The following is a 25939-nucleotide window of genomic DNA, read 5'->3' as shown; positions in this document are numbered from 1 at the left end:
CCTCTTCCGTCTTCGCTCCCTCTTCCCTCATCGCCGTCCCTTCCGTCCGGTGGCTCCGGCGGCACGGCCGAACTGCTTCAGCGCGGGCCCGGCGAAAGCCAGCGCGATACCGCCCGCCAGCGAGAGCGCCGCGGCGCCCGCGTGTTTCCACATGGCGGGCAGGTCGCGGGTGGTGACGACGGGGTCCGGCGGCAGTCCGTAGACCTCGGGTTCGTCGAGGAGCAGGAAGAACGCGCCGTCCCCGCCGACACCGTCGTCCGGCTCGTGCCCGTACAGCCGCGCGTCGGTGACGCCTGCCGCGTGCAGTTGGTCGACGCGGAGCGCGGCCCGTTCGCGGAGTTCGTCCAGCGGCCCGTACTGGATGGATTCGGTCGGGCACGCCTTGGCGCAGGCGGGTTCCTGCCCGGCGCCGAGCCGGTCGTAGCACATCGTGCACTTGAAGGCGCGGCCGTCGGAGGGGCGTTGCTCGATGACGCCGTACGGGCAGGCGGGGACGCAGTAGCCGCAGCCGTTGCAGATGTCCTCCTGGACGACGACCGTGCCGAACTCGGTACGGAAGAGCGAGCCGGTGGGGCAGACGTCCAGGCACGCGGCGTGGGTGCAGTGTTTGCAGACGTCGGAGGCCATCAGCCAGCGCAGCTCACCACCGGTACCGCCGCCGGTAGCTCCACCGCTCCCGTCATCCGTGTCGGCCAGCGGCAGTCGCGTACGCCCTTCAGCGGTGGGCGGCCCGCCACCCACCGGCGCCTCCGCCCCGTCACGCGCCGGCACCTCCTGCTCGATGAAGGCCACATGCCGCCACGTAGAGGCCCCGAGCCCCAGCGTGTTGTCGTAACTCATGCCCGAGAGGGACAGTCCGTCCTCGGGCAGGGCGTTCCACTCCTTGCAGGCGACCTCGCACGCCTTGCAGCCGATGCACACGGACGTGTCGGTGAAGAAGCCGGTACGGGGCGGTGCTCCGGAGTGGCCGGCGTCCCCGGCCGGGTCCGGTTCGACACCGCTGAGCAAGCGGTCGCCGGGCAGGTGGTCGCCGAGCAGGTGGTCGGTCACGGGCGGGGCTCCGTTCCGGTGGTCTCGTCGATGCCGGCGCGCTGCCGGTAGGCCGCGACCAGTTCCGGCAGGCCGGGCCCGCGGGGGCGGCGGCCCGGCCGGATGTCGGCGGTGAGCGCCTTGTCCTCCTGGATGTGGGCGTTGGGGTCGAGGGCGATGGCCACCAGTTCGTTGGCGGCGTCGCCGGTGACCACGCCGTTGGGTCCCCAGTGGAAGGGCAGCCCGATCTGGTGGACGGTGCGGCCCTGCACGGTCAGGGCGGAGATCCGCCGGGTGACCAGGACACGCGCCTCGATGGCGTTGCGCGCGGTGATGATGGTGGCCCAGCCCAGGTGCTCCAGGCCGCGTTCGGCGGCGAGCTGCGGGGAGATCTCGCAGAACATCTCCGGCTGGAGTTCGGCGAGGTAGGGCGACCAGCGGCTCATGCCGCCCGCGGTGAAGTGCTCGGTGAGCCGGTGGGTGGTGACGATGTACGGGTAGACGTCGGCGCCCGGTTCGTCGCCGCTGGGGTGGTAGCGGTTGCCCTCGTGGGGTGCAGGCGGCGGACCGGCGAGCGCGGTGTCGACGGGTACAGGGCGTTGCCGAACGGGGAGTCCTGCGGCTCGTAGTGGGTGGGCAGCGGCCCGTCCACCAGGCCGGCCGGCACGTACAGCCAGCCCTTGCCGTCCGCCTGCATGATGAACGGGTCGTCGCCGCGCAAGGCGTCGGGCCCGGTCGCGTCGTCCGGCGGCTCGTAGTCGGGCGCGCGGTCGGGAATGAAGTCCGGCACGTCGTGCCCGGTCCACTTCCCCTCCTCCGCGTCCCACCACACGTACGCCTTGCGTTCGCTCCAGGGGGTGCCGTCCGGGGCGGCCGAGGCGCGGTTGTAGAGGATGCGGCGGTTGGCGGGCCAGGCCCAGGCCCACTCCTCGGCCACCCAGTCCTGTTCGGTGTGCGGCTTCTTGCGGGCCGCCTGGTTGACGCCGTCCGCGTAGACGCCGCAGTAGATCCAGCAGCCGCACTTCGTCGAGCCGTCGTCCTTCAGCTCCGTGTACGCGCTCAGCGGTCCACCGTCCGGGCCGAACCCGTTGATCTCGGCGAGGACGGCCGCGGCAACCGGCTCCTCCAACGGCCCTTGCACCGGATAGTCCCAGGTCAGGTCCTGTACGGGCCGGTCCATGGGGTCGGTGGAGGCGGCCAGCTTCGCCTTGATGCGCCGGCCGAGGTGGTACATGAACCACAGGTCGCTGCGGGCATCGCCCTCGGGCTCGACGGCCGTGTGGTGCCACTGCACCCAGCGGTTGGTGTTGGTGAAGGAGCCGGACTTCTCGGTGTGCGCGGCGGCAGGGAAGAAGAACACCTCGGTACCGATGTCCTCGGTACGCAGCTCGCCGGTCTCGATCTCCGGGCCGTCCTGCCACCAGGTCGCCGATTCGATGAGCGAGAAGTCCCGGACGACCAGCCATTCCAAGTTGGCCATGCCCAGGCGTTGCAGGCGGGTGTTGGCGGAGCCGACGGCGGGGTTCTCCCCCATCAGGAAGTAGCCCTTGCAGGTGCCGTCGAGCTGCGCCATGACGGTTTCGTACGTGGAGTGGGCGCCGGTCAGGCGCGGCAGGTGGCCGAAGCAGTAGTCGTTGTCGGCGGTGGCCGCGTCACCGTAGTACGCCTTGAGCAGGCTGACGAAGTAGGCCCGCATGTTGCCCCAGAAGCCCTTCACGGTACGGCTCGACCGGACGAAGGTGTCCAGGTCCTCGTGCGCGTGGGCGTGCGGCATCGGCAGGTAGCCGGGCAGCAGGTTGAAGAGGGTGGGAATGTCGCTGGAGCCCTGGATGGAGGCGTGGCCGCGCAGGGCCTGGATGCCGCCGCCGGGGCGGCCGATGTTGCCGAGGAGCAGTTGCAGGACGCTGGCGGCCCGGATGTACTGCGCGCCGACCGAGTGCTGGGTCCAGCCGACCGCGTAGACGAAGGCGCTGGTGCGGTCGCGGCCCGAGTTGGCGGTCAGCTCCTCGCACACCCGCAGGAACGTCTCCTGCGGCACTCCGCAGATCCGCTCGACCATCTCGGGGGTGTAGCGGGCGTAGTGGCGCTTCAGCACCTGGTAGACGCAGCGCGGATGCTGGAGCGTCTCGTCCCGCGGCGGCTGCCCTCCGGTCCGCGCCCCGCCGGAACCGTGCTGCTCCGCCCCACCGGCCTCCTGCACACGGGCCTCGTACAGCTCGTCCACCTCACCCGACGGCGCCTGGACGTCGACGCCCTCGTACTGCCAGGTCAGGGTGTCGTAATGCGAACCGTCCTCCCCCAGGCCGGAGAAGACACCGTCCAGGTCCTCGGTGTCCCGGAAGTCCTCGCCGACCAGAGTGGCGGCGTTGGTGTAGTTCAGGACGTACTCACGGAAGTCCTTCTCCTCCGTCAGGACGTGATGGATGATTCCGCCGAGGAAGGCGATGTCGCTGCCCGCCCGCAGTGGTACATGCAAGTCGGCCAGAGCACTGGTACGCGTGTACCGCGGATCGACATGGATGACACGGGCGCCACGCGCCTTGGCCTCCATCACCCACTGAAAGCCGACGGGATGCGCCTCGGCGAAATTCGATCCCTGGATGACGATGCAGTCCGCGTGCTGGAGATCCTGCATGAACGTGGTCGCGCCACCGCGCCCGAAGGAGGTGCCGAGGCCCGCGACGGTGGAGCTGTGGCAGACCCGGGCCTGGTTCTCCACCTGAACCACGCCGAGGCCGGTCAGCAGCTTCTTGATGAGGTAGTTCTCCTCGTTGTCCAGCGTGGCGCCGCCCAGACTGGCGATGCCCAGGGTCCGCGCCGTGTGGAGCCCCTCGTCGGACTCCCACTCCCAGGTACGGCGGCGCGTCTCGACGACCCGGTCGGCGACCATGTCCATGGCCGTCTCCAGATCCAGCGGCTCCCAGTCCGTCCCGTACGGACGCCGGTAGAGCACCTGGTGACGCCGGGACGACCCGGTGGTGAGCTGGAGCGTCGCCGAACCCTTGGGACACAGCCGGCCACGGCTGACCGGCGAGTCCGGATCACCCTCGATCTGGACGACCTTCTCGTCCTTGACGTACACCTGCTGGCCGCAGCCGACCGCACAGTACGGGCAGACGGAGCGCACCATCCGATCGGCGGAGTCCGTGCGCGGGCGCAGCCGCTCCGTGTACGGCGACATCGCGGCGCGCCCCCGGCCCAGCGGGTCGCCCCCGGTAAGCTGCCGGTACACGGGCCACTCGCGAACCCGTTTGCGCACGCCCATCGCTCCTCCTCCAGCGGGTCAGCGGTCTGCCACGGCGGCCGCCTCCTCAAAGGCTCACCCGCCGGAGCCCCCGCGGCGAGCGGGGCGGCAAGCGGCCCCCGACGCGGCAGGCCCGCGCCACCGGAGCCCAACCGGCGGCCGCGAGGGCGGGTTCCCCGCACTGGCCAGGGAAAACCCGTAGGGAACGGCAAAGATCGACGGGTCCCGGGAGAGGACTGGGCGGAAGCCGCAGCGGACACGCCGGAGCCGCGCTCTCCCCGTACGGGTGAGCACCGCTCTTCCGCCACCACCCCGTGAGCCTCACCGCAAGGAGAGGCGCCCCCCGTGTCATCGAAAACTTCTCCCTCCACCGACCTCGACTCGCCAAACCGGCCCGAGGGGGCGTGTAGGGGGCCATCCCCGCAGGCAGCCGGGCCTCTGCGTTGCCGAATGAAGTCACGTTGAGGTCCACGGTGCCGAGGAGTTGGCCCCCTGCGCGCCCCCGCCCCCACAACGCACGCAATGCGAGCCGAACGTCAACCCCCACAACCCGCGCGAAGCGCCCCCCACACGCAACGTGAACCAGTCAACAGACCCCCGCGCGCAAAGCGCGCCCCGTGATTGGCGACCCGCCCCCCGGGGAACCCCTGCCGCATGGCTGTCGATCACACACAGGCACCGGTACTGGAGGCGCTGTCCCGCTACCGACAGGCCGGAGAGGTCTCCTTCACCCCACCGGGCCACAAGCAGGCCCGCGGCGCCGACCCCGAGGTACGGGAGGTCCTGGGCGACGCCGTCTTCCACGGCGACCTACTCGCTTCCGGCGGCCTCGACGACCGCCTCGGCACGGGCCAGGTGCTGGACCGCGCCGAAGCGCTCATGGCGGACGCGGTGCACGCCTCGCACACGTTCTTCTCGACCTGCGGCAGCTCCCTGTCCGTCAAGGCGGCGATGCTGTCCGTCGCGGGCCCGCACGAGAAGCTGCTGGTCGGGCGGGACGCGCACAAGTCGGTGGTGTCGGGCCTGATCCTGTCCGGTGTCCGGCCGATCTGGGTGGACCCGCAGTGGGACGAGGAGCGCCGGCTCGCCCACCCGCCGTCGGTCGAGGCGTTCGAGCGGGCCTTCGAGGAGCACCCCGACGCCCGCGGCGCGCTGGTGACCAGCCCGACACCGTACGGCGCCTGCGCGGACCTGGACGCGCTGGCGCAGGTGTGCCACCGGCGGGGGCGCCCGCTGGTGGTGGACGAGGCGTGGGGGGCACATCTGCCGTTCCATCCGGACCTGCCGTCCTGGGCGATGGACGCCGGCGCCGACATCTGCGTGACGAGCATCCACAAGACGGGCAGCGGCCTGGAGCAGGGCTCGGTGTTCCACCTTAGGGGCGACCTGGTCCAGCCGACCGTACTGAAGTCACGGGCGGACCTCTTCGGCACGACCAGCCCTTCGGTGCTGCTGTACGCGGGCCTGGACGGCTGGCGGCGGCAGATGGCCCTGCGGGGCCGTGACCTCCTGGGCCGGGCCCTGGACCTGGCCGCGCGGGTACGGGCCGCCATCGAGGAGATCGACGGGCTGCACGTCAACGACCGGGCCGACTTCTGCGGCCCGGGGCTGGCCGACGACTTCGACCCGCTGCCCGTGGTGATCGACGTGAGCGGCCTCGGCACGTCCGGCTACCGCGCCGCCGACTGGCTGCGCGAACACCGTTCCGTCGACGCCCACCTCGCCGACCACCGGCGGATCAGCGCCCAGCTCACCCACGCCGACGACGACGCGACCGCCGGGATACTGCTCGACGCCCTGCGCGACCTGTCGCGGCACGCGGCGGACCTGCGCCCGGCCCCGGAGGTCGAGGTGCCGACGCCGGGCGAGCTGCGGCTGGAGCAGGTGTGCCTGCCGCGCGACGCCTACTTCGGCGAGGTCGAGGACGTACCGGTGCACGCGGCGGCGGGCCGCATCGTGGCCGAGATGCTGACCCCCTACCCGCCGGGCATCCCGGCCGCGCTGCCCGGCGAACGGCTCGACGGGCCCGTGGTGCGCTATCTGACGAGCGGGGTGCGGGCCGGGATGAACGTACCCGACGCGGCCGATCCCGAGCTGAAGACGGTACGGGTGCTCGTCGAAGGGAGCGGCTGACATGCGGACGGCACTCGTCGTGATCGACATGATCAACACCTATGAGCACGAGGACGCCGAGCGCCTGCTGCCGTCGGTGCGCGACGCCCTGCCCGGCATGCTGCGCGTCCTGGACCGGGCCCGCGCGAAGGACTCGGACGTCGAAGTCATCTACGTCAACGACAACTTCGGCCGGTGGCGCTCGAACCACGACGAACTCCTCCGTACGGCGCTGGACGGACCGCACTCCGACCTGGTGGAACCCCTCCGCCCCGACGACGACTCGCTGTTCGTGGTCAAGGCCCGGCACTCGATCTTCTACGAGACGCCGCTGGAGTACCTGCTCGGCCAGCACGGCATCGGACGGATAGTGCTCTGCGGCCAGGTGACCGAACAGTGCGTCCTGTACTCGGCCCTCGACGCGCACATCCGTCACCTGGACGTCACGGTCCCGCGCGACGCGGTGGCCCACATCCACGCCGACCTGGCGGACGCCGCGCTGCGGATGATGGAGCGCAACATGGGCGCGGACGTGACGGACTCCTCGGCGGAGGGACTGTTCGGGTGACACCGGACGCGAGTCGCCACTGATCCGTCACCGCTCGGCGTGCGGCGGGTACGAAAAGGCCCGTCCCGCACCGGAGTTGATGAACACGGCGACGACCACGAGCCCGGTTGCGCGTCGGGGAGTTCGGACGTGAGGGCGGGCCCTTTCGTCGCGTCGGCGCGGCGGTACTACCGATGCGCGACGCGAGGGGCACGCAACGGGCCCGTACAGATCCGCTCCACCCAGACCCATACAGCCCGCTCGCCGCCCCGCGGAAATTACCCCCGCACACAGCCGTCTCCACCACCCGACAAGCTTTCTGTCCACCAATGGTCGATATGTCGATTTGGGAGTACTTTGGGAGGTGGCATCGGGGCATCACCGACCTTGGTGATGACATCTCTTCGAGGGAGCGAATGATGCTTGCCCAGACCCTTCAGCCCACTGGCCTCACACTCGACAAGGAAGCACTGGGGTGGGTGGCGACCCAGCCAGAAGCCCCGCTGAGCGACGCGCCGGTCCCCGCGCCGCACGGCGCCGCATGGGGAGTCCTGCTCCTGGGCCTCCTGATCTCGCCCAAGGAGCCGAAGGAAACGAAGCGCCGGTGATCTCCGAGCGTTCCCGGACCGCCCACAGCGAATCGGCCGACCAGTTGGCCCGTCGTGCCCTCGATGCCCTCCGGGGCACCGGGGGCGCCGCCGTGGCCGCGATCCACGTGGAGGCCGCGGCGGCGGAGACCGGAGGCGACCCGGGGGTGGCGCTGGGTGCCGTCCGCATTCTGGGGGCGGACGTCCTCGCCCCGTACGTACTGACCGGTCAGGTCCCTCCCGCGGGCGACACGGCCGCCATCGCCCTGTCACTCAGTGCCCTGCCACCCGACGAGACGCCACCGCCGGCACCGCCCGAGGGCACCGAGGAAACGTGGGTCATGGCCTGGATCGACTGGGGCCTCGCCACCGTGCTGGCCCGCCTCGACCCCGCCAACTCGCCGGTACACTCAGCGCCCCTCCCTCAGGGCCCTCCGCGGTGCGACGATGCCGCGCCCCGCAACCTCCCGCCGACCACCGACGCGGCCGACGGCGACCGCCCAGGCGGCCCCGGCACCCCCGTACAGGAAGGCACGGTGCCCGGCACCCCCGCGCAGGAGGGCTGGGTCTCCTGGTCCGTACGCATGGGAAAGCTGGCCTCCCTCGCCCTGCCGGGCCTGGACGGACCGGTGCACGACGCCGCCCGCGCCGGAGCCCTGGGCCTGGCCCGCGGCGCCACCCGCGCCACCCTGCGACGGGACCACCCCACCGCCGCCCGGATCACCCGCTGGCTGGCCTGGCTCCACGCCGACGGAACGCGGCTGCCCCTGGACCCAGCACCCCTGACCGAGAACATCGGGCTGCTCGGCGGCGGCGACCGCCTCGCACTGGACACCGCCATCGCGCGCCGGCTGCTCGGCCTGGAGGACATATGAGCCCGGCCACGGCACAGACCGCGCACACCATCGGCTCCCGTGCCCTGGCCTGGCTGCACGCCAACCGCGAGCACGGCAAGCTCTCCGACTGCCCCCGGGCGGACCTCGTCGACGACGCCGACACCTACAAGGGCCTGGGCGAATCGGCGCTCGCCGCCTCCCTGGTCCTGCGCAGCGGTGTCGCGGGAACGGCGGAACTCGCCCTGGCCCGTGAGCTGCTGGAGTTCTGCTGGCAGCAGGTGGACAACGGTGCGCTGCTGTACGAGCGGCTGCTGCGGCACCCGCTCAAGACGGACCCGATGGAGACCTACGCCCACTTCGTCCGCGGCGGTTACCGCCACCCGCAGTTCGAGCGGCTGGCCGCCCACACGTTCACGCTGCGTTCGACGCACGCCGTGGAACACGTACCGAACCGGCGGCTCGCGGTCGCCAACTCCGCGCGCGTCATCGGCCTCGACCACGGCCCCGCCGCCTACGACTGGGCCACGCTGACCCGGGCGACCTGGCTCGGCGCCACGCCCGAACCCTGGCACATCGACTGGCTGACCGGCTACGGCGTCACCCACGTCGCCTTCCACCTCACCGACTGGGGCCGGCTCCCCGACCGGCTCCCCGCCGAGCTCGCGGAGTACCTCACCCGGTGGCTCCCGGTGTGGACCGAGATCTGGGCGGAGTGCGGTCAGTGGGACCTGATGGCCGAGCTGATGATCGTCGGCGCCTGTCTGCCGGAGCCCTGGACGGAGACCGACGACTGGCAGCGGCTGATCGGCCTCCAGCGCGAGGACGGACTGGTCCCCCGCGACGACCAGCCCGTCGAAGGCGACCCGGCCGAACTCTTCGACGCCCACCAGCACCCCACCGTCGTGGCCGTCGTCGCGGGCACCGTAGCCCTCACCCGCGCGCTGGGCGGCGCAGGGCAACCAGGCGCAGCCGGCCCATGATCCAGCCGGAGGCACCGGTCGCGACGGCGCCCGGCCTGCCCGAAGGGCTGCCGTGGGAGACGGCGGACGCGCTGCTGTCGGCCGCCCCGGGCGCGAGTGCCGTCGCCGTCGGCCTGTACCGGCGCGGGCAGCGGTCCTTCCTCGTCCGGGGCAGCACCGCACGCGAGGGCGGGGTGCCGGTGGAGCCGTCCACCCGTTTCGAAATCGGTTCACTCAGCAAGACGTTCACCGCGCTGCTCTTCGCCGAGCAGGCCGCCCGGGGCGAGGTGGGCCATCATGATCCGGTCGCCCGTCATCTGCCCGCGGGGACGTGCGTACCCGTACGAGGTACGGACATCACCCTCACCCACCTGGCCACCCATACCTCGGGGCTGCCCCGCCTGCCTCCGGGGCTGCTGCGCTCCGACATCCGCCGTCTCCCGACCAACCCCTACGCGAGCTTCACGCGCGCGGACGTGCTGCGCGCCCTGGCCCGTACCCGGTTGCGATCCCGGCCCGGCACCCGCGTGCGGTACTCCAACTTCGGTGTCGGCCTCCTGGGGCACGCCCTGTGCGGGGCGGCCGGCGGGCTCCCGTACGAGGACCTGCTCGCGGCCCGGGTCCTGCGCCCCCTCGGCCTGCACGACACCAGCGCCACCGCCGACCCGCCTCCCGACGGCACGCAGGTCACCGGCTACGGGCACGGCCGCTCCCGCCCGCCGTTCGGCATCCCGGGCCTGCCCGCTGCCGGCGCCGTCCGCTCCAGCGCCCGCGACCTGCTGACGGTCGCCGAGGCGCTGATCCGCCCGGGGGACGCGGACGTCATGGGCGCGGACGTCGTGGGCGCGGACGTCATGGGCGCGGACGTCATGGGCATGGGCGTCCCGGGCGCGGACGTCATGGGTGCAGACGTCCCGGGCGTGGGCGCCCCGAGCGACTTCGGCCTGCGGCACGCAGCCGTCACCGGCGCACCCCCGGCACCCCTGCGTACCGCCCTGAAGGACGTCACCCGCCCCCGTCTCGCCCTGCCCCGCACCACATCCCGGCTGGCTCTGATCTGGAACATCCGCCTCCGGGCCGACGGCTCCGGCCTCTACCACCACTCGGGCGGCACCCGCGGCTGCACGAGCTTCGTCGCCTTCAGCCCCCGGCACGACACGGCGCTGGTCGCCCTGGCCAACTGCGCGCCGGGCCTCCGCTCCCCGTTCGTCCAGCAGGCGTACGACACCGTGTCAGATCTGCTCCGCACCCCGACCTGACCCCGGTACGCCCCCGCCCCCTACCCGTACGCCTCGCCGCCCAGCTCCAGACCCGCCGTGCCCGCGGTCGCATCGGCCAGCCAGGCGCGAAAGGCGTCCAGGTCCGATTCCGGCAGCCCGACCTCGATCCGTACGTCGGACCCGTACGTCACCTCGCGCACCGCCCGGCCCGTGGTGCGCAGGTCGTTCTCCACCCGCCCCGCGCGCTGGTGGTCGACGGTGACCGTGACCAGACGGAAGCGCTGCCGGGTGACCGTACCGAGAGCGTCCAGGGCCTCCCCCACGACACCCCCGTACGCGCGGATCAGACCGCCCGCCCCGAGCTTGATGCCGCCGAAGTAGCGGGTGACGACGGCGACGACGTACCTGACCTCGCGGCGCACCAGCATCTGCAGCATCGGCACCCCCGCGGTCCCGCCCGGTTCGCCGTCGTCGCTGGCCCTCTGCACCCCGCCGTCGGCCCCCAGGACGTACGCGAAGCAGTTGTGCCGCGCCGTGGGGTGCTCCTTGCGGATACGCGCGATGAAGTCCTGGGCCTCGGTCTCGGTCGCGACGGGGGCGAGCGCGCAGATGAAGCGGGACTTGTTGATCTCGATCTCGTGAACACCCTCGCGCGCGAGAGTCCGGTACTGCTCCTGCATCAGGCCACCCTATGCGCCACCGGAAGCGCCCGGCGCACCCCGTACGCGCCCCGGGAATCTTCGCCCCCTCGCCCACGTTGTCGAAACCAGACGGCCGCCGCCGCGCGGTCGCATCCGACGGGCCCCGGTCCGACCCACGGGAGGCAGTTGTGTACGGCGATCCGGCGACGATCCGCAGGATCCTTCGGGACTCCGGCGACACCTGGGCCGTCGTGGGCCTGTCCACCAACCGGAACCGCGCCGCGTACGGCGTCGCCGGTGTCCTCCAGCGGTACGGCAAGCGCATCGTCCCGGTCCACCCGAAAGCCGAAGCGGTCCACGGCGAGCAGGGCTATCCGAGCCTGGCCGCCGTACCGTTCCCCGTCGACGTCGTGGACGTCTTCGTCAACAGCGATGCCGCAGGCGGTATCGCCGATGAAGCGGTCGAAATCGGCGCCAAGGCGGTCTGGTTCCAGCTCGGCGTGGTCGACGAAGCGGCCTACGAGAAGGTCAGGTCCGCCGGACTGGACATGGTGATGGACCGCTGCCCGGCCATCGAGATACCCAGGCTGGGCTGAGCCCCTACCCCCTTACCTCGTTACTCCCTTCTCCCTACTCCTTCACGAGCCGGCATCCGCCTTGACCACGTACACCTCCCAGGGCTCCTTGCCCGGACCGGTCACCCAGACCTTGTCCTGGAGGGCGTAGCAGCAGGTGGTGTCGTTCTCCTCGAAGGTGGCCAGGCCCGCTTCCTTGAGCCGCGTGGTGGCCGCGGTGACCTGGTCGGTGCTCTCGACTTCGACGCCGAGGTGGTCGAGCCGGGTCCCGGCGGCCCCTGTGGAGTCCTGGCCTTCGAGCAGTACGAGCTTCAGTGGCGGCTCGGCGATGGCGAAGTTGGCGTAGCCGGGGCGGCGCTTGGCCGGTTCGGTGCCGAAGAGCTTCGTGTAGAAGGCGACGGACGCCTCAAGGTCGGGGACGCGCAGGGCGAGTTGGACTCGCGACATGACGGAACCTCCAACAGCCTGAATCGATATCTGTCGATACAAGGTTGCGCCCTGGATCGAAGTTCGTCAATATAGAAGTATGTCGAATCAAGAGCTCGGACTTCTCGGCGAGGACGGCCTCGCGGTCTACTGCCCGGACCTGCTGACCTCGCCGCTGGACGACGAGCAGGCGGTGGAGCTGGCGAAGGTGTTCAAGGCACTGGGAGACCCGGTGCGGCTGCGCCTGCTGTCGCTGATCGCCTCCCGCGCCGGGGGCGAGGTGTGCGTCTGCGACCTGACCCCGGCCTTCGACCTGTCCCAGCCGACGATCTCCCACCATCTGAAGCTGCTGCGGCAGGCCGGGCTGATCGACTGCGAACGCCGGGGCACCTGGGTCCACTACCGGCTCGTACCGGAGATGACCGACCGCCTCGCGGGCGTCCTCACCCGCCCCGCCGGCGCCCCGCTGCCCGCCTCCGCCTGCCGGGCCGACGCATGAGCGCCCCAGCCCCCGCCTCCCCCACCACCTCCGCCGCCGCCGACACGGCGCCGGTGGCGACCCGGCTGCCGTTCACCGACCGCTGGCTGGCGGTGTGGATCCTCGCCGCGATGGCCGTCGGCCTCGGCCTGGGCCGCCTGGTGCCCGGCCTGGGGGACGTCCTGGCGAAAGTCACCGTCACCGGAGTCTCGCTGCCCATCGCGCTGGGGCTGCTGGTGATGATGTACCCGGTGCTGGCCAAGGTCCGCTACGACCGCCTGGGTGCGGTCACCCGCGACCGCCGCCTGCTCGTCCCGTCCCTGGTGCTGAACTGGCTGGCCGGCCCGGCCCTGATGTTCGCCCTGGCCTGGCTCTTCCTGCCGGACCTGCCCGCCTACCGCACCGGTCTGATCATCGTCGGGCTGGCCCGCTGCATCGCCATGGTCGTCATCTGGAACGACCTGGCCTGCGGCGACCGCGAGGCCGCCGCCGTCCTGGTCGCCCTCAACTCCGTCTTCCAGGTCCTGGCGTTCAGCCTGCTCGGCTGGTTCTACCTGTCCGTCCTGCCCGGCCGGCTCGGCCTGGAACAGACCTCGCTGGACGTGTCGGTGTGGGAGATCGCCCGCTCCGTGCTGACCTTCCTGGGCATCCCGCTCGCCGCCGGGTTCCTCACCCGCCGCCTGGGCGAGCGGGCCAAGGGCCGCACCTGGTACGAGACGAAGCTGGTCCCCCGGATCGGACCGTTCGCCCTGTACGGCCTGCTGTTCACCATCGTGGTGCTCTTCGCCCTCCAAGGCGACGCCATCACCTCCCAGCCCCTGGACGTCGCCCGCATCGCCCTGCCTCTGCTGGTGTACTTCGCCGTCATGTGGGCTGGTTCCATGGTTCTGGGCCGGGCGGTCGGACTGGACTACCCGCGCGCCACCACCCTCGCCTTCACCGCGGCGGGCAACAACTTCGAACTGGCCATCGCGGTCGCCATCGCCACCTTCGGCGCCACCAGTGGCCAGGCCCTGGCCGGTGTCGTCGGCCCCCTCATCGAAGTCCCCGTCCTGATCGGCCTGGTCCACGTCGCCCTCGCCACCCGCCGCCGCTTCCCCGCCACTGACTCCATACCCGACGCCACCGTTCCCCGGGCCGCCCCTTGAGGCGGTCCCGGCTCAGGCCGGCGCGCCGTATGCGGGTAGCGTCCGGGCATGATCGCGATACGTGCTGCGGGTCCCGGGGACGCCGAAGAGATCGTCCGGCTGCGCCGGTTGATGTTCCGGGCCATGAACGGACGGGACGAGGGCGGGGTGTGGGAGCGGAACGCGGTCGAGAGTGCGCGGCGACAGCTTTCGGAGGCGGTGCCGTGTCTGGTCGGGTTCGTCGTGGAGGCCGATGACGGCGCCGGGCTGGCGGCGTGTGCGGTGGGGCGGGTCGAGGAGCGGCTGCCGGCTCCGGGGCATCCTTCGGGACTGTTCGGCTTCGTGTTCACCGTCTGCACCGATCCGGCGTACCAGGGGCGCGGTTACGCGAGGGCCACGACCGAGGCGCTGCTGGAGTGTTTCGCGGAGCGGGGTGTCTCGCGGGTGGACCTGCACGCCACACCCGACGCCGAACGGCTGTACCGAAGCCTCGGGTTCGCGGAGCACTCCACGCCGTTGTCCCTGGATGTGCGTTCCGGGTGGCCCGGGGTCAGGGGGCGGGGTCGATGAGGAAGGTCTGATTCTCGCGGCCGGTGCACCGTTGCAGGGTCACCTCGGCCCCGGTGGTCGTACGGGCATCGCGTACACCGAGACACTGCTCGCCGTCGGTGCGGAAGATGTAGCGGGCGGGCTTCCCGCCGTTCGCCTGCCGGGTCGATCCGGAGGGTCCGGAACCGGGACCGGAGTCGGAGCGGGGGCCGGAGCCGCGGTCGGGTTCGACTCGGAAACTGCTGGCCTGGGCGCAGGACTCCCACGGTTCGAGCAGGCCGTCCGCCGTGCCGCCCGACAGGGCCTTCAGGCAGCCCTTTCCGTGCTCGGGGTGCACCCACGCGATGCGGTAGGTGTCGGTACCCACCGGTTCGAGTTCGGTGCGCTGCGGTGCGACGCCCCCGCACGGCCGCTGGACCGCCACCAATGAGCTGTAACGGCCGTCCTGGACGCGGCCGTCGGTCACGCACAGGGTGGGCGCCCCGGCCGGTCGGATCCGTATCCAGCCTGCGGGAATCGCGGCGTTCCGTGACGGGGCTCTGGACTGCGGAGCCGCATCGGAGGGCGGGCTGCCGGAAGGCGGGTTGCCGGAGGACGTACCGCCGGAAGTCGCCATCCAGGCGGTGACAGCGGCGGTGGCCAGGACGAGAACGACCCCCGATGCGATCAGGAGAGGCGCGCGGCGGGCGCTGCGGGGCCTGGCTGCGGCGTCCTCGGGCGCCACAGCGGCCTGGGGCGGCGCCGGTTCCGTCACGTCCGCCGGGGCCGGTCCCGTTTTCGCCGTGCGTGACCTGGCAGCGACGTCCGCGCGGGCGTCGAGCCAGGCCGAGGCCCGTTCGCTGCTTTCGCCGCAGGCGCGTACGAAGACGGACAGGACTTCCGGGCGGGGCAGGCGTCTGCCGCTCAGGACGTCCGCGAGGGTGCTGCGGGCCAGTACTTCGCCCTGTTCGGCGGCGCGCTGTTCGAGCTGCCGGTACGTCAGCCCCCGGCGCTCCTTGAGCTCCCGCAGCATCGCGAGGAATTCGGCCACGTCACGGGCCTCGGCCGGGTCCGTGTTCCCCCTGGTGTCCATGGCGCGAATGATCGGGGTACGGCCTCTCGTACGGCTATTGGAGATTCCGCCAAGACTGCGCGCTTCCGGGCGGCGACAGGGCAGGAGCCGGACAGCGAGCAGCCGCCCTACTACTCCCCCGGCACCGTCCCCAGCCCGTCGAGAACGGTCACCCCGGGCAGTTCGGCCAGGGCCTTGCCCGGCACGATGAGCTTGCCGCGCCGGCTGCCGCTGCCGATCAGCGTGTACGGGGTGTCCACCACGGCCGCGTCCAGGAGCAGCGGCCAGCTCTCGGGGAGCCCGATCGGGGTGATGCCGCCGTACTCCATGCCGCTCTCGCCGACCGCGGTGTCCATGGGGGCGAAGGACGCCTTGCGGGCGCCCAGCTCGCGCCGTACGGCTCCGTTCACGTCGACCCGGGTGTGCGAGAGGACCACGCAGGCGGCGAGCGTGACGGCACCGCCGCGCTTGCCCGCCACGACGACGCAGTTCGCCGACTGCTCCAGGAGCCAGGAGCCGTGCTGCCCGACCAGGACGGCGGTGTCGGCGATCGCGGGGTCGGTGTCCACGTAGTGGAACTGTTCGACGGGCACGGTCCCCCGCCAGTCGCGGATCGCGGCGGCGACCGGGCCGGGCAGCAGGTCCAGGCAGTCGAGGGCGGGGCGTACGTCGTCGAAGGCGTCCATGGGCTCGGGCATGGCGCCAAGCTAACAGCCCGGCCGGACCGTACGGCGTGCCGTCTCAGCGGGCGGTCGGGGGCGGACCGGGATGCACGGGCCCGCCGTCGTCACGGGCAGCCGGGTCGCCGCCTCAGACGGTCGGGCCGTCGTCACAGGCAGCCGGGCCGCCATCACCCGCAACCGGGACATCCTCACCGTCAGCCGGACGAGGCTGTTCAACCGGACGATGCCGTTCGATGAGCATACGAGCCATTTCCTGAGCCCGCCGGGCGGCCTCCTTGTCGCCCTCGGCCGCCGAGATGATCGACCCCTTCATGAGGATGTGCCAGGACCGGGCGAAGTTCTCGGTGTCCCGGAGTCCGGCCTCCTCGGCCAGGGACCGCAGGATGGCGCGGATGTTCTCCAGGTGGGCGATGCTCGCCTTGCCCAGCGGGTGCTCCCAGCCCATCTCCAGCAGGACGTTCACGAACGTACAGGCGTCGAAGTCGGGCCGGCGGAACCACTCGTCGAACACGTCGAAGACGGCCAGGAGCCGCTCCTCCGGGTCCGCGCCCAGCCGCCGTGCCCCGGCCTCCACGTAGCCGCGGGTCCAGCGCTCCTCGCGGCGTTCGAGGAACGCCAGGACCAGGGTGTCCTTGGAGGGGAAGTTGCGGTAGAGCGTGGCCTTGGCCACACGGGAGCGGGCGATCACCTCGTCGACGCCGACCGCGCGGATTCCGCGCCGGGAGAACAGCTCGTAGGCCGTCTCCAGGATGCGCTCGCGCGCCTGGGCGGGCGGACGGACTGGCACCGCCGTTCCCACGGCCGTCGCGTCCCCTGGAGCCATCGTGTCCCCCTGACAACGTGGTGATGATTGTGGACAGGCTCGTCCGACCCTGACACGGTAAGGGCATGGCCCCTGAGACAGAACTGTCTGGCCCGGACTTCCTGAACATCTTGACGGTCCGCACCCGGCTGCACGGCGACCGGGCCGTCCTCAGCCCGAGAGGAGAGATCGACTGCGTTTCCGTACGCCTTCTCGACCAGGCTCTGGCCGGTCTGCCGTCCATGACCAGCAGTGTCACCCTGGACATCGCGGAGGTCACCTTCATGGACTCGGCGGGTCTGCACTTCGTGGAGCGCCTGCACGCCTTCGGCCACCGGCGCCGCATCCTGGCCCGCACCCGTAACTGGGGCAGCCAGCCGAGCAGGCTGCGCGAAGCCGCCCGCCACCGCTGACCCACCACTCCTGGACCCCGGTCCCCGACGTTCCCGCCATCGGCCTGCCCGCCGGGTGGACTTCCACGCCCGGCAGCCGGCTCCGTACGGCGCCGGGGTGGCCACAGCGGGCTCCGGCGGTTAGCGTCCGCGCATGGCAGGAGCCCAGGCAGTCTTCGATCCCTGGTCGCCGGATTTCGTCGCCGACCCGTACCCCGCCTACGCCGAACTGCGTGCCCGTGGCCGGGTGCGGCACTTCGAGCCCTCCGACCAGTGGCTCGTCCCGCACCATGCGGACGTCTCGGCCCTGCTCCGCGACCGTCGGCTGGGCCGTACCTACCGGCACCGTTTCACCCACGAGGAGTTCGGGCGCGCCGCGCCGCCGCCGGAGCACGAGCCGTTCCATGTCCTGAACGACAACGGGATGCTCGACCTGGAGGCGCCCGCCCACACCCGTATCCGCCGCCTGGTCGCGAAGGCGTTCACGCCCCGTACGGTCGAGCGGCTGCGGCCGTACGTCGAGGATCTGGCGGACCGGCTGGTCCGGGACCTGGTCGCGGACGGCGGCGGGGATCTCGCGGCGCGGATCGCGGAGCCGCTGCCGGTCGCGGTCATCGCCGAGATGCTCGGGGTTCCGGAAGCGGACCGGCATCTGCTGCGGCCGTGGTCGGCCGCGATCTGCGGCATGTACGAGCTGAACCCGTCCGCCGGTACGGCACGGCGGGCGGTCGACGCGTCCCGTGAGTTCTCCGGCTATCTGCGGGAGTTGATCGCCGCGCGGCGGGCGGTGCCGGGGGACGACCTGGTCTCCGGGCTGATCGCCGCGTACGACGAGGGCCAGTCGCTCAGCGAGCAGGAGATGGTCTCCACCTGCGCCCTGCTGCTGAACGCCGGTCACGAGGCGAGCGTCAACGCCACGGTCAACGGCTGGTACGCGCTCTTCCGCCACCCGGCGCAACTGGCGGCGCTGCGCGCGGACCCGGCCGGGCTGCTGCCCACGGCCGTGGAGGAACTGCTGCGCTACGACACGCCGCTTCAGCTCTTCGAGCGCTGGGTGCTGGACGACATCGAGATCGACGGCACGGTCGTCCCGCGCGGCAGCGAGGTGGCGCTGCTCTTCGGGTCGGCCAACCGCGATCCGGCGGTCTTCGACCGGCCGGACGAGCTGGACCTCACCCGTAAGGACAACCCGCACATCTCCTTCAGCGCCGGTATCCACTACTGCATCGGCGCTCCCCTGGCCCGCCTCGAACTGACCGCCTCGCTCGCGGCGTTGCTGCGCAGGGCTCCGTCGCTACGGCTGGCCGCCGTCCCGGAACGCAAGCCGAACTTCGTGATCCGGGGGCTGCGCGGCCTGCTGGTCGAGGTGTGACCGGACGCGTGGGCGCGCGCCGGCCTCGCCCCCGGGGCGCCGCCGTCGAGGTCTACCCGGATCCGCCGCCCACCGCCTCCTCCGGTACGTACACCACCCACACCTGGCCCGCCGCGAAGTTGAGCGGTGTGCCGGCCGACGCCGTGGTGAAGTCCGTGCCGCCGTCGGGGGATGGCCGCGTCCAGTGGGCCTCGTACGCCTTGCCGTCCCGCAGCACCCGCGCGGGCCCGGAACCGGTGGTCTCGGTGTACGGGGAGTAGGCGCCCCAGCGGTCGTGGTAGCGCGAGGGACGGATGCGTACGCCCTGGACGACGACCGTGGGGGCCACGAGGCGCTGCCCGGAAGCGGTCTTGGCCGGTGCGCCGTCCATGGACACCAGCCAGCCGCGCCGCTCCGCCGACCAGTCGAAGGTGAAGCGGGCGGCCGGGTAACGGGCGGTGTACGAGGACGTGTTGCGTCCGCCCGACGGCGCGGCGCCGAAGCGGAAGCCGATGTCGTGGGCGGTGCTCGCGCCGGAAGCCGCCTTGAGGGCGCGTTCGGGGCGCAGGTAGAGGTTGTGCGGCGCCGCGCGGTCGCGGCCACGGAAGTACGCGTCGGGGGTCTTCCCCGGCGGCTGCGGGTACAGCGGGGCCGCCTCGACGGCGGGCTCCAGCTTCGCCTGCGTGCCGGAGTAGGCGAAGGCGGGGCTGCCGAACTGGCGCAGCAGTTCCAGGTCCGACTCGCGAGCGCTGCGTACGGGGCCGACGGCCTGCGGCAGCCGGGAGGAGTAGACGGCCAGCAGCCGCGACAGTCCCGACTCGACCCGTTCCACGTAGACGATGTCGGCGGCGTCGAGGCCCGTCTGGGGGCGCGCGGCGCGTACGTTGTCGATCTTCACGGCGAGCACCGGGGCGGCCCGCGCGGCCTTCCCCGTGAACGGCGAATGCCCGTCGGGCGCCCCGCTCTGCTGGCAGCCGCTCGTCACACCAGCCAGCAGGAGGCAGGCCAGCGCCGCTCCCACCGGCGCCGCACGTCTACCCGTCAGCGCCGTGCGTCGGCCCGTCAGGGCCGTACGTCTTCCCGACGGCGCCGTACGTCCTCCCGTCGGCACCGTACGTTTTCTCGCTCGCACCGCCGTCCTCCCGTCAGTGCCACCCCGCCCGTCGAGGACACCACAGGAACGGCCGCATGGCGAGAGGGCGCAAGTGGCCCCGCAGGGGGCGGCGGGGTCCCGGGTGGCCCGGTACGCACCGCTGCGTGGCGCGATGGCATCCTGACGGCGTGAACCGACCAGAAATCCACTGCACTGTCGCCCCTGAGCTGCGGCTCTTCGTCCCCGCCGACCGGCGCCAGGGCCGTACCGCCCTGCGCACCGACGGGACCTCCGCCCTCGGACACGTCGTGGAATCGCTCGGTGTTCCGCTCACCGAGGTGGGCCGCCTGCTGGTGGACGGGCGGGAGGTGCCGGTGTCGCACGTCCCGCGGGACGGCGAGTCGGTCGAGGTGTGCGCGGTCGGACGGCCGCAGGAGGTGCCGGGCGCGCCGCTGCGGTTCCTGCTCGACGTGCATCTGGGCACCCTCGCGCGGCGGCTGCGGCTGCTGGGTGTGGACGCGGCGTACGAGAGCGAGGACATCGGCGACCCGGCCCTGGCCGCGCGGTCGGCCGCCGAGCGGCGGGTGCTGCTGTCCCGGGACCGCGGTCTGCTGCGGCGGCGCGAGAACTGGGCGGGGGCGTACGTCTACAGCGACCGCCCCGACGAACAACTGCGCGACGTGCTCGGCCGGTTCGCGCCGGAGCTCGCGCCGTGGACCCGGTGCACCGCTTGCAACGGTCTGCTGAAGGAGGCCGAGAAGGGCACCGTCGAGGAGCGGCTGGAGGGCGGTACGCGGCGTACGTACGACGTGTTCGCCCAGTGCACCGTCTGCGACCGGGTGTACTGGCACGGCGCGCACCACGCGCGCCTGGAGGCCGTCGTCGACGCGGCGGTGCGCGAGTTCGGCGGCGCTGCGGCCAAGACGGGTACCGGTACCGTCGTACCCCGGGACGGCTCTGCCGCGCAGGGGTGAGGCAGAGGGGCGCGAACCGCCCCCGCGTCCCTCAGGAAGCGTCGGCGGCCGCCCCCGGCACCACCATGCCGCGCCCGGCTACCGCCGCCGTGCCGTGCTCCGGCTCCCCGGGCAGCGCACCGTCCGCCCCGGCCTCCAGCGCGGCCAGGGCCATCAGCTCCCTGGACGTCACCCCCTCGGGCACCGGCACCGGCGCCGGAGTGCGCAGCGGCGGCTGCCACCCCGCCTCCGGGTCCCAGGAGCGGACCACCTTGGCGGGCGCGCCGGCCACCACCGCGTGGTCGGGCACCTCGCCCCGTACGACCGCTCCGGCCGCGACCACCACGTTGCGGCCCAGCCGGGCGCCCGGCAGTATCACCGCCCCGGTCCCCACCCAACTGCCCGGCCCGATCGAGACCGGCTCGCTGCGCGGCCACTGCTTGCCGACCGGCAGTTCGGGGTCGTCGTAGCTGTGGTTGGTGGTCGTGACGTACACGCCGGGGCCGAAGAAGCAGTCGTCACCGATGGTCAGCCGGACGTCGGCGATCACATGGCTGCCGCGGCCCAGGACGACGCCGTTGCCGAGGGTGAGGATCGGGTCGGCGCCGAGGTCGAGGTCGGGCATCATCCCGGCGGTCAGCGTCACGTCCTGGGCGATGATGCAGTACGCACCGATCTCGATCCACGGGTCGCCGAAGACGGTGCCCTGCGGGAAGGCCAGCCGGGTGCCCGCCCCCAGCCGGCGGAACCGGTACGGTCCCGGGCGTTCGGCGGTGACGGCGCCCGCCTCCCGTACCCAGCGCGCTCCGCGGTGCACCGCGCGGGACACCGTACGGCGGCGCCACGCCGCCACGGATGAGAACACGTTCTTCTTCGGCACCCGCTCACCGTACTCAGGCCGGTGTGCCGACCGCCCCGCCACCCCCTGTGATCTTCACCCCACCGGCTGCCGGGCTCGGTCCCGCCGACGCCCGGGCACCGACGGGACAGCGCCCGGCGGCCCGCCTATCGTTGGGACATGGAACCCGCCGAGCAGGCCGTCGACGGTCGTCGCGAGTCCGCCGAGGAACGGGCCGACCGGCGGTGGAACGAACTGCTGCAAGAGGTCCGGGTCGCCCAGACCGGCGTACAGATCCTCTTCGGCTTCCTGCTCACCGTCGTCTTCACCCCCCGCTTCGCCTCCCTCGAACCGGTCGACCGGGCGATCTACGTGGTGACGCTGTGCCTGGGCGCGGCCGCCAACGGCGCCCTCATCGGGCCGGTCGCCTTCCACCGGCTCGTCACCGGACTGCACCTGAAGGCGCAGACGGTCGTCTGGGCGTCCCGGCTGACCATCGTCGGCATCGTGCTGCTGCTCGCCACGGTCATCTCGGCGTTCCTGCTCATCCTGCGCGTCGCGCTGCACGACAGCGCCGTCCCGTGGATCGTCTCGGCGCTGGTCGCGTGGTTCCTGCTGTGCTGGTTCGCGCTGCCCGCCTGGGCACGACGCCGGTACGCGCGCGGCAGGTGAACGCCGCCTTGCCGCGCCGTACGTCCGCTCCGTGTCGAGCGGCGGGGCGCGGGCACCCGGGGTACGGTCCACACCACAGGTGACCCGAGCACCACGGTGTGCTCACACCCTGTCGATCCCCGAGGAGCTGCCATGATCCGCGCCCTGGCGTTCGTCTGCACCCTGAACCCCTCCCCCACCGCCTCCAGCAGCCAGTTGCTGGCGGACCAGGTGCTGGCCGAACTGGACGACCTCGGGGTGCAGTGCGAGTCGGTACGCGTCGCCGACCACGACATCCGCCCCGGCGTCGCCACCGACATGGGCGACGGCGACGCCTGGCCGGGCCTGCGCGAGAAGCTGCTGGCGGCCGACATCGTGCTGCTGGCCACCCCGATCTGGCTCGGCCACCCGTCCAGCCTGTGCCAGCGGGTGCTGGAGCGGATGAACGCCGACATCTCCGAGACGGACGAGCAGGGACGGCAACTGATGTACGGCAAGGTCGGCGCCGTGGCCGTCGTCGGCAACGAGGACGGCGCGCACAAGGTGAGCGCCGACCTCTTCCAGGGCCTCAACGACCTCGGCGTCTCCCTCGCGCCCAACGCCGTCACGTACTGGGTCGGCGAGGCGCAGCACGGCACGGACTACCAGGACCTGGACGAGCGGCCGAAGAACGTGGCCGCCACGACGCGCACGCTCGCCGTGAACGCCGTACACCTGGTGCGGCTGCTGCGCCAGTACTCCTACCCGCCGTCGTCCTGAGGGGCCGGCCGGCGCCCCGCCTGTGCCTTATCTGCCGCGCCTGCCGCGGCGTACGGACCCCAGTACGGCGCCCACCGCCGCTCCCGCCGCGGCCGAGGCGGCCGCCACGAGTACGGGGTGACGCGCGAGGGCCGCCTGGGGCGAGTGCGGGTGGGAGCTGTCGTCGAAGACCCCGTGCGCGCCGTGATCTACGCCGTCCGGGCCGTCCGCCGGCTGCCACAGGTTCTCCGGCCGGTGTGCTTCCGCCCGCTGGTCCGTCTGCTGCGAGGCGTACCCCGTACGGGCGAGATAGCGGTCCAGGAGCGCGGGCGCGACCCGGTTGCCCAGGATGGTCGCCACCGTGGAGAGGCCGACGTAATACTGCTTGCGCCGTGGATGGTCCGCCGCGTGCAGCACGGCCCGAGCGGCGACCTCCGGCTGGTAGACCGGGGCGACCGGCCGGGGGGTCTTCGGCAGCCGGGACAGCACCCAGTCGAACTGCGGCGTGTTGACGGCCGGCATCTGGACGACGGTGACCGCCACCCGGCTGCCCTGGTGCAGCAGTTCGGTGCGGACGCTGGACGTGAAGCCGTTGATGGCGTGCTTGGCGCCGCAGTACACCGACTGCAGGGGTACGGAGCGGAAGCCGAGGGCGGAGCCGACCTGCACGATCGCGCCCGCGTCCCGCGGCAGCATCCGCCGCAGGGCGGCCCGGGTGCCGTTGACGAACCCCAGGTACGTCACCTCGGTGGCGCGCCGGTACTCGTCCGCGTCGACCTCCGTGAACGGCGCGAACACCGTGCTGAAGGCGTCGTTGACCCAGACGTCGATCGGCCCGAAGGCGTCCTCCGTCTCCTGGGCCGCCGCTTCCACCTGCTCCGCGTCGGCCACGTCGGTGGGCAGCACCAGCGCCCGGCCGCCCCGCTCCTCGACCTCGGCGGCCGCGGCGTCGAGTCCGGTACGGCCGCGGGCGAGCAGCGCGACGTTCGCGCCCTGCGCGGCGAAGAGCCGGGCGGTCGCGCGGCCGATCCCGGCGCTGGCGCCGGTGATGACGACGGTGCGCGGTCCGGGCCGGTGCCGGCGGCTCACCGGGCACCGCGCGAGGCACCGCCGAAGAGGCGGGCGAGGGCGCGGAAGGGCAGGGTGACGACGGAGGCGAGCGTGCTCCCGATGGCGCGGAACACGTCGGCGATGGCACTGAGCATGGGGACCTCCCTGGTCGCCGGCTACGGCAGCGGGGTGCCGCCGGTGGCGTTGACGATCTCCGAAGTGATGTAACTGGCCTGCTGGGACGCGAGGAAGACATAGGCGGGCGCCATCTCCACGGGTTGCGCCGCCCGTCCCAGCGGGCTCTGCTTGCCGAATTCGGTGGTGTCCGGCAGCGTCGCGGGGATCAGCGGGGTCCACACCGGCCCCGGGGCCACCGCGTTGACGCGGATGCCGCGCTCGGCGAGGTCACTGGCCAGCGCGTGGGTGAAGGTGACGATGGCGCCCTTGGTGGTCGCGTAGTCGAGCAACTGCGGGCTCGGCTGATACGCCTGCACGGACGTCGTGTTGATGATGCTGCCGCCCTCGGGAATGTGCGGCAGCGACATCTTGGAAAGCCAGAACATGCCGTAGACATTCGTGCGCAGCACCCGGTCGAACTGCTCGGTGGAAATGCCCTCGATTCCCTCGGGCTGCGCCATCTGGTAAGCCGCGTTGTTGACCAGGACGTCGATACGGCCGAATTCCCGCACCACCCGGTCGACCAGGGCGCGGCACTGCTCCTCCGTACGGATGTCGCACGACACCGCGAGGGCCCGCTGGCCCGCTTCCTCGACCAGCCGGACGGTTTCCTTCGCCTCCTTCTCCTCTTCCTCCAGATACGTGAAGGCGACGTCCGCCCCTTCCCGGGCGAAGGCGAGCGCGACCGCACGTCCGATGCCCGAGTCACCGCCGGTGATCAGCGTCCGGCGGTCCCGCAGCCGTCCGGCGCCCTCGTACGACGTCTCGCCGTGGTCGGGCCGCGGGGTCATGTCGTCCGTCGCGCCGGGATGCGGCTGGTCCTGCTGGGGGAATTCCGGCTTCGGGTGCTCGTCCACGGGATTTCGCTGGTCGTTCCCGGTCATTGTCGATACCTCCACATTCTGATGTGTCTACGCCGGTACCCGCCCTGCCGAGGCGAACACGTGACGTTTTCTGTCCTTTCCGGCCCGGGTGCTGGAGCGGGTCCCGTGCGTTTCCACCAGGTCTCAAGGGGTCCACACGAGAAGGGGAAGGGGAAGGGGAAGGGGAAGGGGAAAAGGCGACGGCGAAACGCGGTACCGGCGGACGCCGTTTCCGGGGCGGGGGGGGGGACAGCGGCCGGACATTCACCGCCGGCCTGTCACAGCTCAGCAAGGCCGAACCGCACGAACGCGCCACCGAGGCCGACCTCCCGGGCCGGTCCTCGATGACGCGTGCCGATCTCATCGCGGGCCCTGTCCGGCAGAGGCGCCGACCGGAGCCACGCAAGGTGTCCTGACCTGCGGCGAGCCGCGCGGCACAGCCCGTCGACGCGCCGGACCGTCAACGCGTCAGGCCGTCAGCGCGACAGGTCGGGATCGTCGACGATGTGCACCGCGGCCTCCTCCGCCGACGCCGCCCCGCCGTCGATCCCGACGTCACGGCCGATCTCGTCGTTGCGCAGCCGCAGCGCGTCGCCCTCGTCGGTGCCGGTCATCCGGCCGGCGCGCTCGTCGCCCACCTGGCGGTCCACCGGTTCGCCCTCGGCGTCCTGCTGGTCGCCGATGCCGTCGCCGTCCGGCGGCTGGACGTCCGGCAGTTCCTTGGCGAGCCGTTCGTCGAGGCTCTCGCCCTCGCGCTGCTCGTTCGCGGTGGTGCCCTTCTGATTCACGGCCAGCGGCTTTTCGGGGGGCGAATATCCCTGGTCCAGCATGTCGTCGTAGTCCGGCTCGTCGAGAGCGTCTTCCATGTCGAGTTCGTCGGACGTTCCCTGGTTGTCGGACGCGGTCGGCTGATACACCTCGTCGCCCATGGCTTCATCGGACATGACAGCTCTCTTTCCGGCGCGGT

Annotated in this window: 27 protein-coding genes and 1 pseudogene; 15 read left to right on the top strand and 13 right to left on the bottom strand. The window is 72.1% G+C overall.

What is annotated here, in order from left to right; translation table 11 throughout:
• Positions 1-27: 27 nt before the first annotated feature.
• Both EJG53_RS37480 and fdh read right to left on the bottom strand, forming a co-directional pair.
• Positions 28-1050 (bottom strand): 4Fe-4S dicluster domain-containing protein, encoded by a 1023-nt coding sequence (locus tag EJG53_RS37480; RefSeq protein WP_371858771.1) that lies wholly within the window; start codon positions 1048-1050, stop codon positions 28-30.
• A pseudogene (gene fdh / locus EJG53_RS37475) lies at positions 1047-4294 on the bottom strand (formate dehydrogenase). The gene EJG53_RS37480 and the pseudogene fdh overlap by 4 nt, the downstream one beginning before the upstream one ends.
• Positions 4295-4927: 633 nt before the next feature.
• On the opposite strand from fdh, the gene EJG53_RS37470 reads away from it, so the two are divergent.
• From EJG53_RS37470 to EJG53_RS37445, 6 genes are all read left to right on the top strand, one after another.
• Positions 4928-6406, top strand: coding sequence for an aminotransferase class I/II-fold pyridoxal phosphate-dependent enzyme (locus EJG53_RS37470; RefSeq protein ID WP_125048605.1), 1479 nt, complete (start codon positions 4928-4930; stop codon positions 6404-6406).
• A gap of 1 nt (position 6407) precedes the next feature.
• Positions 6408-6953, top strand: a complete 546-nt coding sequence (locus EJG53_RS37465; protein WP_125048604.1) for a cysteine hydrolase family protein — start codon at positions 6408-6410, stop codon at positions 6951-6953.
• A 458-nt stretch (positions 6954-7411) separates the two neighbouring features.
• Positions 7412-7540: a hypothetical protein gene (locus EJG53_RS43500; protein WP_280526801.1), complete on the top strand. Its 129-nt coding sequence runs from the start codon at positions 7412-7414 to the stop codon at positions 7538-7540.
• Entirely contained in the window at positions 7537-8394 is an 858-nt protein-coding gene (locus EJG53_RS37455; protein ID WP_125048603.1) for a hypothetical protein, read from the top strand. Before EJG53_RS43500 ends, EJG53_RS37455 begins: the two co-directional genes overlap by 4 nt.
• A complete protein-coding gene (locus EJG53_RS37450) occupies positions 8391-9335 on the top strand; it encodes a DUF6895 family protein (RefSeq protein ID WP_125048602.1) in 945 nt (314 codons plus the stop codon). Before EJG53_RS37455 ends, EJG53_RS37450 begins: the two co-directional genes overlap by 4 nt.
• Positions 9332-10573, top strand: coding sequence for a serine hydrolase domain-containing protein (locus tag EJG53_RS37445; RefSeq protein WP_125048601.1), 1242 nt, complete (start codon positions 9332-9334; stop codon positions 10571-10573). The genes EJG53_RS37450 and EJG53_RS37445 overlap by 4 nt, the downstream gene beginning before the upstream one ends.
• A 20-nt stretch (positions 10574-10593) precedes the next feature.
• Here the strand turns inward: EJG53_RS37445 and EJG53_RS37440 are convergent, their stop codons facing one another.
• Positions 10594-11214: a YigZ family protein gene (locus EJG53_RS37440; protein WP_125048600.1), complete on the bottom strand. Its 621-nt coding sequence runs from the start codon at positions 11212-11214 to the stop codon at positions 10594-10596.
• A gap of 149 nt (positions 11215-11363) precedes the next feature.
• Between EJG53_RS37440 and EJG53_RS37435 the strand changes: the two genes are divergently transcribed.
• Positions 11364-11771: a CoA-binding protein gene (locus tag EJG53_RS37435; protein WP_125048599.1), complete on the top strand. Its 408-nt coding sequence runs from the start codon at positions 11364-11366 to the stop codon at positions 11769-11771.
• 42 nt (positions 11772-11813) lie between these two features.
• On the opposite strand, the gene EJG53_RS37430 is transcribed toward EJG53_RS37435, so the two are convergent.
• A complete protein-coding gene (locus EJG53_RS37430; RefSeq protein ID WP_125048598.1) occupies positions 11814-12197 on the bottom strand; it encodes an ArsI/CadI family heavy metal resistance metalloenzyme in 384 nt (127 codons plus the stop codon).
• A 79-nt stretch (positions 12198-12276) separates the two neighbouring features.
• Here EJG53_RS37430 and EJG53_RS37425 point away from each other — a divergent pair, with 79 nt between their 5' ends.
• The 3 genes from EJG53_RS37425 to EJG53_RS37415 are packed head-to-tail and all read left to right on the top strand — an operon-like array spanning position 12277 to position 14351.
• On the top strand, positions 12277-12675 hold the full coding sequence (locus EJG53_RS37425; RefSeq protein ID WP_125048597.1) for an ArsR/SmtB family transcription factor: 399 nt from the start codon (positions 12277-12279) through the stop codon (positions 12673-12675).
• The gene (gene arsB / locus EJG53_RS37420; RefSeq protein WP_125048596.1) at positions 12672-13802 is read left to right on the top strand and encodes an ACR3 family arsenite efflux transporter; all 1131 of its coding nucleotides are present in this window, start codon (positions 12672-12674) and stop codon (positions 13800-13802) included. The genes EJG53_RS37425 and arsB overlap by 4 nt, the downstream gene beginning before the upstream one ends.
• A 48-nt stretch (positions 13803-13850) precedes the next feature.
• Positions 13851-14351 carry a GNAT family N-acetyltransferase gene (locus EJG53_RS37415; RefSeq protein ID WP_125048595.1) on the top strand — a complete coding sequence of 167 codons (501 nt, stop codon included), beginning with the start codon at positions 13851-13853 and terminating at the stop codon, positions 14349-14351.
• Here the strand turns inward: EJG53_RS37415 and EJG53_RS37410 are convergent.
• The 3 genes from EJG53_RS37410 to EJG53_RS37400 form a co-directional block, all read right to left on the bottom strand.
• A complete protein-coding gene (locus EJG53_RS37410) occupies positions 14332-15402 on the bottom strand; it encodes a helix-turn-helix domain-containing protein (protein WP_125048594.1) in 1071 nt (356 codons plus the stop codon). The two genes, EJG53_RS37415 and EJG53_RS37410, sit on opposite strands and share 20 nt — an antisense overlap.
• Positions 15403-15512: 110 nt before the next feature.
• A complete protein-coding gene (locus EJG53_RS37405; protein ID WP_125048593.1) occupies positions 15513-16079 on the bottom strand; it encodes a YbaK/EbsC family protein in 567 nt (188 codons plus the stop codon).
• A gap of 112 nt (positions 16080-16191) precedes the next feature.
• Positions 16192-16851: a TetR/AcrR family transcriptional regulator gene (locus EJG53_RS37400; RefSeq protein WP_244955501.1), complete on the bottom strand. Its 660-nt coding sequence runs from the start codon at positions 16849-16851 to the stop codon at positions 16192-16194.
• Between the two features lie 101 nt (positions 16852-16952).
• Here EJG53_RS37400 and EJG53_RS37395 point away from each other — a divergent pair, with 101 nt between their 5' ends.
• Entirely contained in the window at positions 16953-17279 is a 327-nt protein-coding gene (locus EJG53_RS37395) for an STAS domain-containing protein (RefSeq protein ID WP_125048591.1), read from the top strand.
• Positions 17280-17412: 133 nt separating this feature from the next.
• Positions 17413-18630 (top strand): cytochrome P450, encoded by a 1218-nt coding sequence (locus EJG53_RS37390; RefSeq protein WP_125048590.1) that lies wholly within the window; start codon positions 17413-17415, stop codon positions 18628-18630.
• A 52-nt stretch (positions 18631-18682) separates the two neighbouring features.
• Here EJG53_RS37390 and EJG53_RS37385 read toward each other — a convergent pair whose 3' ends face one another.
• The gene (locus EJG53_RS37385; RefSeq protein WP_244955500.1) at positions 18683-19630 is read right to left on the bottom strand and encodes a DUF3048 domain-containing protein; all 948 of its coding nucleotides are present in this window, start codon (positions 19628-19630) and stop codon (positions 18683-18685) included.
• 260 nt (positions 19631-19890) lie between these two features.
• On the opposite strand from EJG53_RS37385, the gene EJG53_RS37380 reads away from it, so the two are divergent.
• The gene (locus EJG53_RS37380) at positions 19891-20676 is read left to right on the top strand and encodes a Mut7-C RNAse domain-containing protein (RefSeq protein WP_125048589.1); all 786 of its coding nucleotides are present in this window, start codon (positions 19891-19893) and stop codon (positions 20674-20676) included.
• 31 nt (positions 20677-20707) lie between these two features.
• On the opposite strand, the gene EJG53_RS37375 is transcribed toward EJG53_RS37380, so the two are convergent.
• Positions 20708-21535 carry an acyltransferase gene (locus EJG53_RS37375; RefSeq protein WP_244955499.1) on the bottom strand — a complete coding sequence of 276 codons (828 nt, stop codon included), beginning with the start codon at positions 21533-21535 and terminating at the stop codon, positions 20708-20710.
• 138 nt (positions 21536-21673) lie between these two features.
• Here EJG53_RS37375 and EJG53_RS37370 point away from each other — a divergent pair, with 138 nt between their 5' ends.
• Both EJG53_RS37370 and EJG53_RS37365 read left to right on the top strand, forming a co-directional pair.
• Positions 21674-22165, top strand: coding sequence for a DUF6328 family protein (locus EJG53_RS37370; RefSeq protein ID WP_125048588.1), 492 nt, complete (start codon positions 21674-21676; stop codon positions 22163-22165).
• A gap of 132 nt (positions 22166-22297) precedes the next feature.
• Positions 22298-22903 carry a flavodoxin family protein gene (locus tag EJG53_RS37365; RefSeq protein WP_125048587.1) on the top strand — a complete coding sequence of 202 codons (606 nt, stop codon included), beginning with the start codon at positions 22298-22300 and terminating at the stop codon, positions 22901-22903.
• Positions 22904-22930: 27 nt separating this feature from the next.
• On the opposite strand, the gene EJG53_RS37360 is transcribed toward EJG53_RS37365, so the two are convergent.
• The 4 genes from EJG53_RS37360 to EJG53_RS37350 form a co-directional block, all read right to left on the bottom strand.
• Positions 22931-23971, bottom strand: a complete 1041-nt coding sequence (locus EJG53_RS37360; RefSeq protein WP_125048586.1) for an SDR family oxidoreductase — start codon at positions 23969-23971, stop codon at positions 22931-22933.
• Positions 23968-24087: an LPFR motif small protein gene (locus EJG53_RS43495; RefSeq protein ID WP_275126499.1), complete on the bottom strand. Its 120-nt coding sequence runs from the start codon at positions 24085-24087 to the stop codon at positions 23968-23970. The genes EJG53_RS37360 and EJG53_RS43495 overlap by 4 nt, the downstream gene beginning before the upstream one ends.
• 21 nt (positions 24088-24108) lie before the next feature.
• Positions 24109-24993 (bottom strand): SDR family oxidoreductase, encoded by an 885-nt coding sequence (locus tag EJG53_RS37355; protein ID WP_125048585.1) that lies wholly within the window; start codon positions 24991-24993, stop codon positions 24109-24111.
• Between the two features lie 455 nt (positions 24994-25448).
• A complete protein-coding gene (locus EJG53_RS37350; protein WP_125048584.1) occupies positions 25449-25916 on the bottom strand; it encodes a DUF5709 domain-containing protein in 468 nt (155 codons plus the stop codon).
• Positions 25917-25939: the final 23 nt, after the last annotated feature.

Source organism: Streptomyces chrestomyceticus JCM 4735 (assembly GCF_003865135.1).
Lineage (GTDB): Bacteria > Actinomycetota > Actinomycetes > Streptomycetales > Streptomycetaceae > Streptomyces > Streptomyces chrestomyceticus.
The sequence above is the reverse complement of the archived record's forward strand: the minus strand, read 5'-3'. Positions and strand labels throughout refer to the sequence as shown.

Bases quoted from the DNA above. Each gene is read 5' to 3' on its own strand.
- EJG53_RS37470 (WP_125048605.1), top strand. From the start codon at position 4,928: ATGGCTGTCGATCACACACAGGCACCGGTACTGGAGGCGCTGTCCCGC.
- EJG53_RS37465 (WP_125048604.1), top strand. From the start codon at position 6,408: ATGCGGACGGCACTCGTCGTGATCGACATGATCAACACCTATGAGCAC.
- EJG53_RS37450 (WP_125048602.1), top strand. From the start codon at position 8,391: ATGAGCCCGGCCACGGCACAGACCGCGCACACCATCGGCTCCCGTGCC.
- EJG53_RS37445 (WP_125048601.1), top strand. From the start codon at position 9,332: ATGATCCAGCCGGAGGCACCGGTCGCGACGGCGCCCGGCCTGCCCGAA.
- EJG53_RS37440 (WP_125048600.1), bottom strand. From the start codon at position 11,214: ATGCAGGAGCAGTACCGGACTCTCGCGCGCGAGGGTGTTCACGAGATC.
- EJG53_RS37430 (WP_125048598.1), bottom strand. From the start codon at position 12,197: ATGTCGCGAGTCCAACTCGCCCTGCGCGTCCCCGACCTTGAGGCGTCC.
- EJG53_RS37425 (WP_125048597.1), top strand. From the start codon at position 12,277: ATGTCGAATCAAGAGCTCGGACTTCTCGGCGAGGACGGCCTCGCGGTC.
- arsB (WP_125048596.1), top strand. From the start codon at position 12,672: ATGAGCGCCCCAGCCCCCGCCTCCCCCACCACCTCCGCCGCCGCCGAC.
- EJG53_RS37415 (WP_125048595.1), top strand. From the start codon at position 13,851: ATGATCGCGATACGTGCTGCGGGTCCCGGGGACGCCGAAGAGATCGTC.
- EJG53_RS37410 (WP_125048594.1), bottom strand. From the start codon at position 15,402: ATGGACACCAGGGGGAACACGGACCCGGCCGAGGCCCGTGACGTGGCC.
- EJG53_RS37405 (WP_125048593.1), bottom strand. From the start codon at position 16,079: ATGCCCGAGCCCATGGACGCCTTCGACGACGTACGCCCCGCCCTCGAC.
- EJG53_RS37395 (WP_125048591.1), top strand. From the start codon at position 16,953: ATGGCCCCTGAGACAGAACTGTCTGGCCCGGACTTCCTGAACATCTTG.
- EJG53_RS37390 (WP_125048590.1), top strand. From the start codon at position 17,413: ATGGCAGGAGCCCAGGCAGTCTTCGATCCCTGGTCGCCGGATTTCGTC.
- EJG53_RS37370 (WP_125048588.1), top strand. From the start codon at position 21,674: ATGGAACCCGCCGAGCAGGCCGTCGACGGTCGTCGCGAGTCCGCCGAG.
- EJG53_RS37365 (WP_125048587.1), top strand. From the start codon at position 22,298: ATGATCCGCGCCCTGGCGTTCGTCTGCACCCTGAACCCCTCCCCCACC.
- EJG53_RS43495 (WP_275126499.1), bottom strand. From the start codon at position 24,087: ATGCTCAGTGCCATCGCCGACGTGTTCCGCGCCATCGGGAGCACGCTC.
- EJG53_RS37355 (WP_125048585.1), bottom strand. From the start codon at position 24,993: ATGACCGGGAACGACCAGCGAAATCCCGTGGACGAGCACCCGAAGCCG.
- EJG53_RS37350 (WP_125048584.1), bottom strand. From the start codon at position 25,916: ATGTCCGATGAAGCCATGGGCGACGAGGTGTATCAGCCGACCGCGTCC.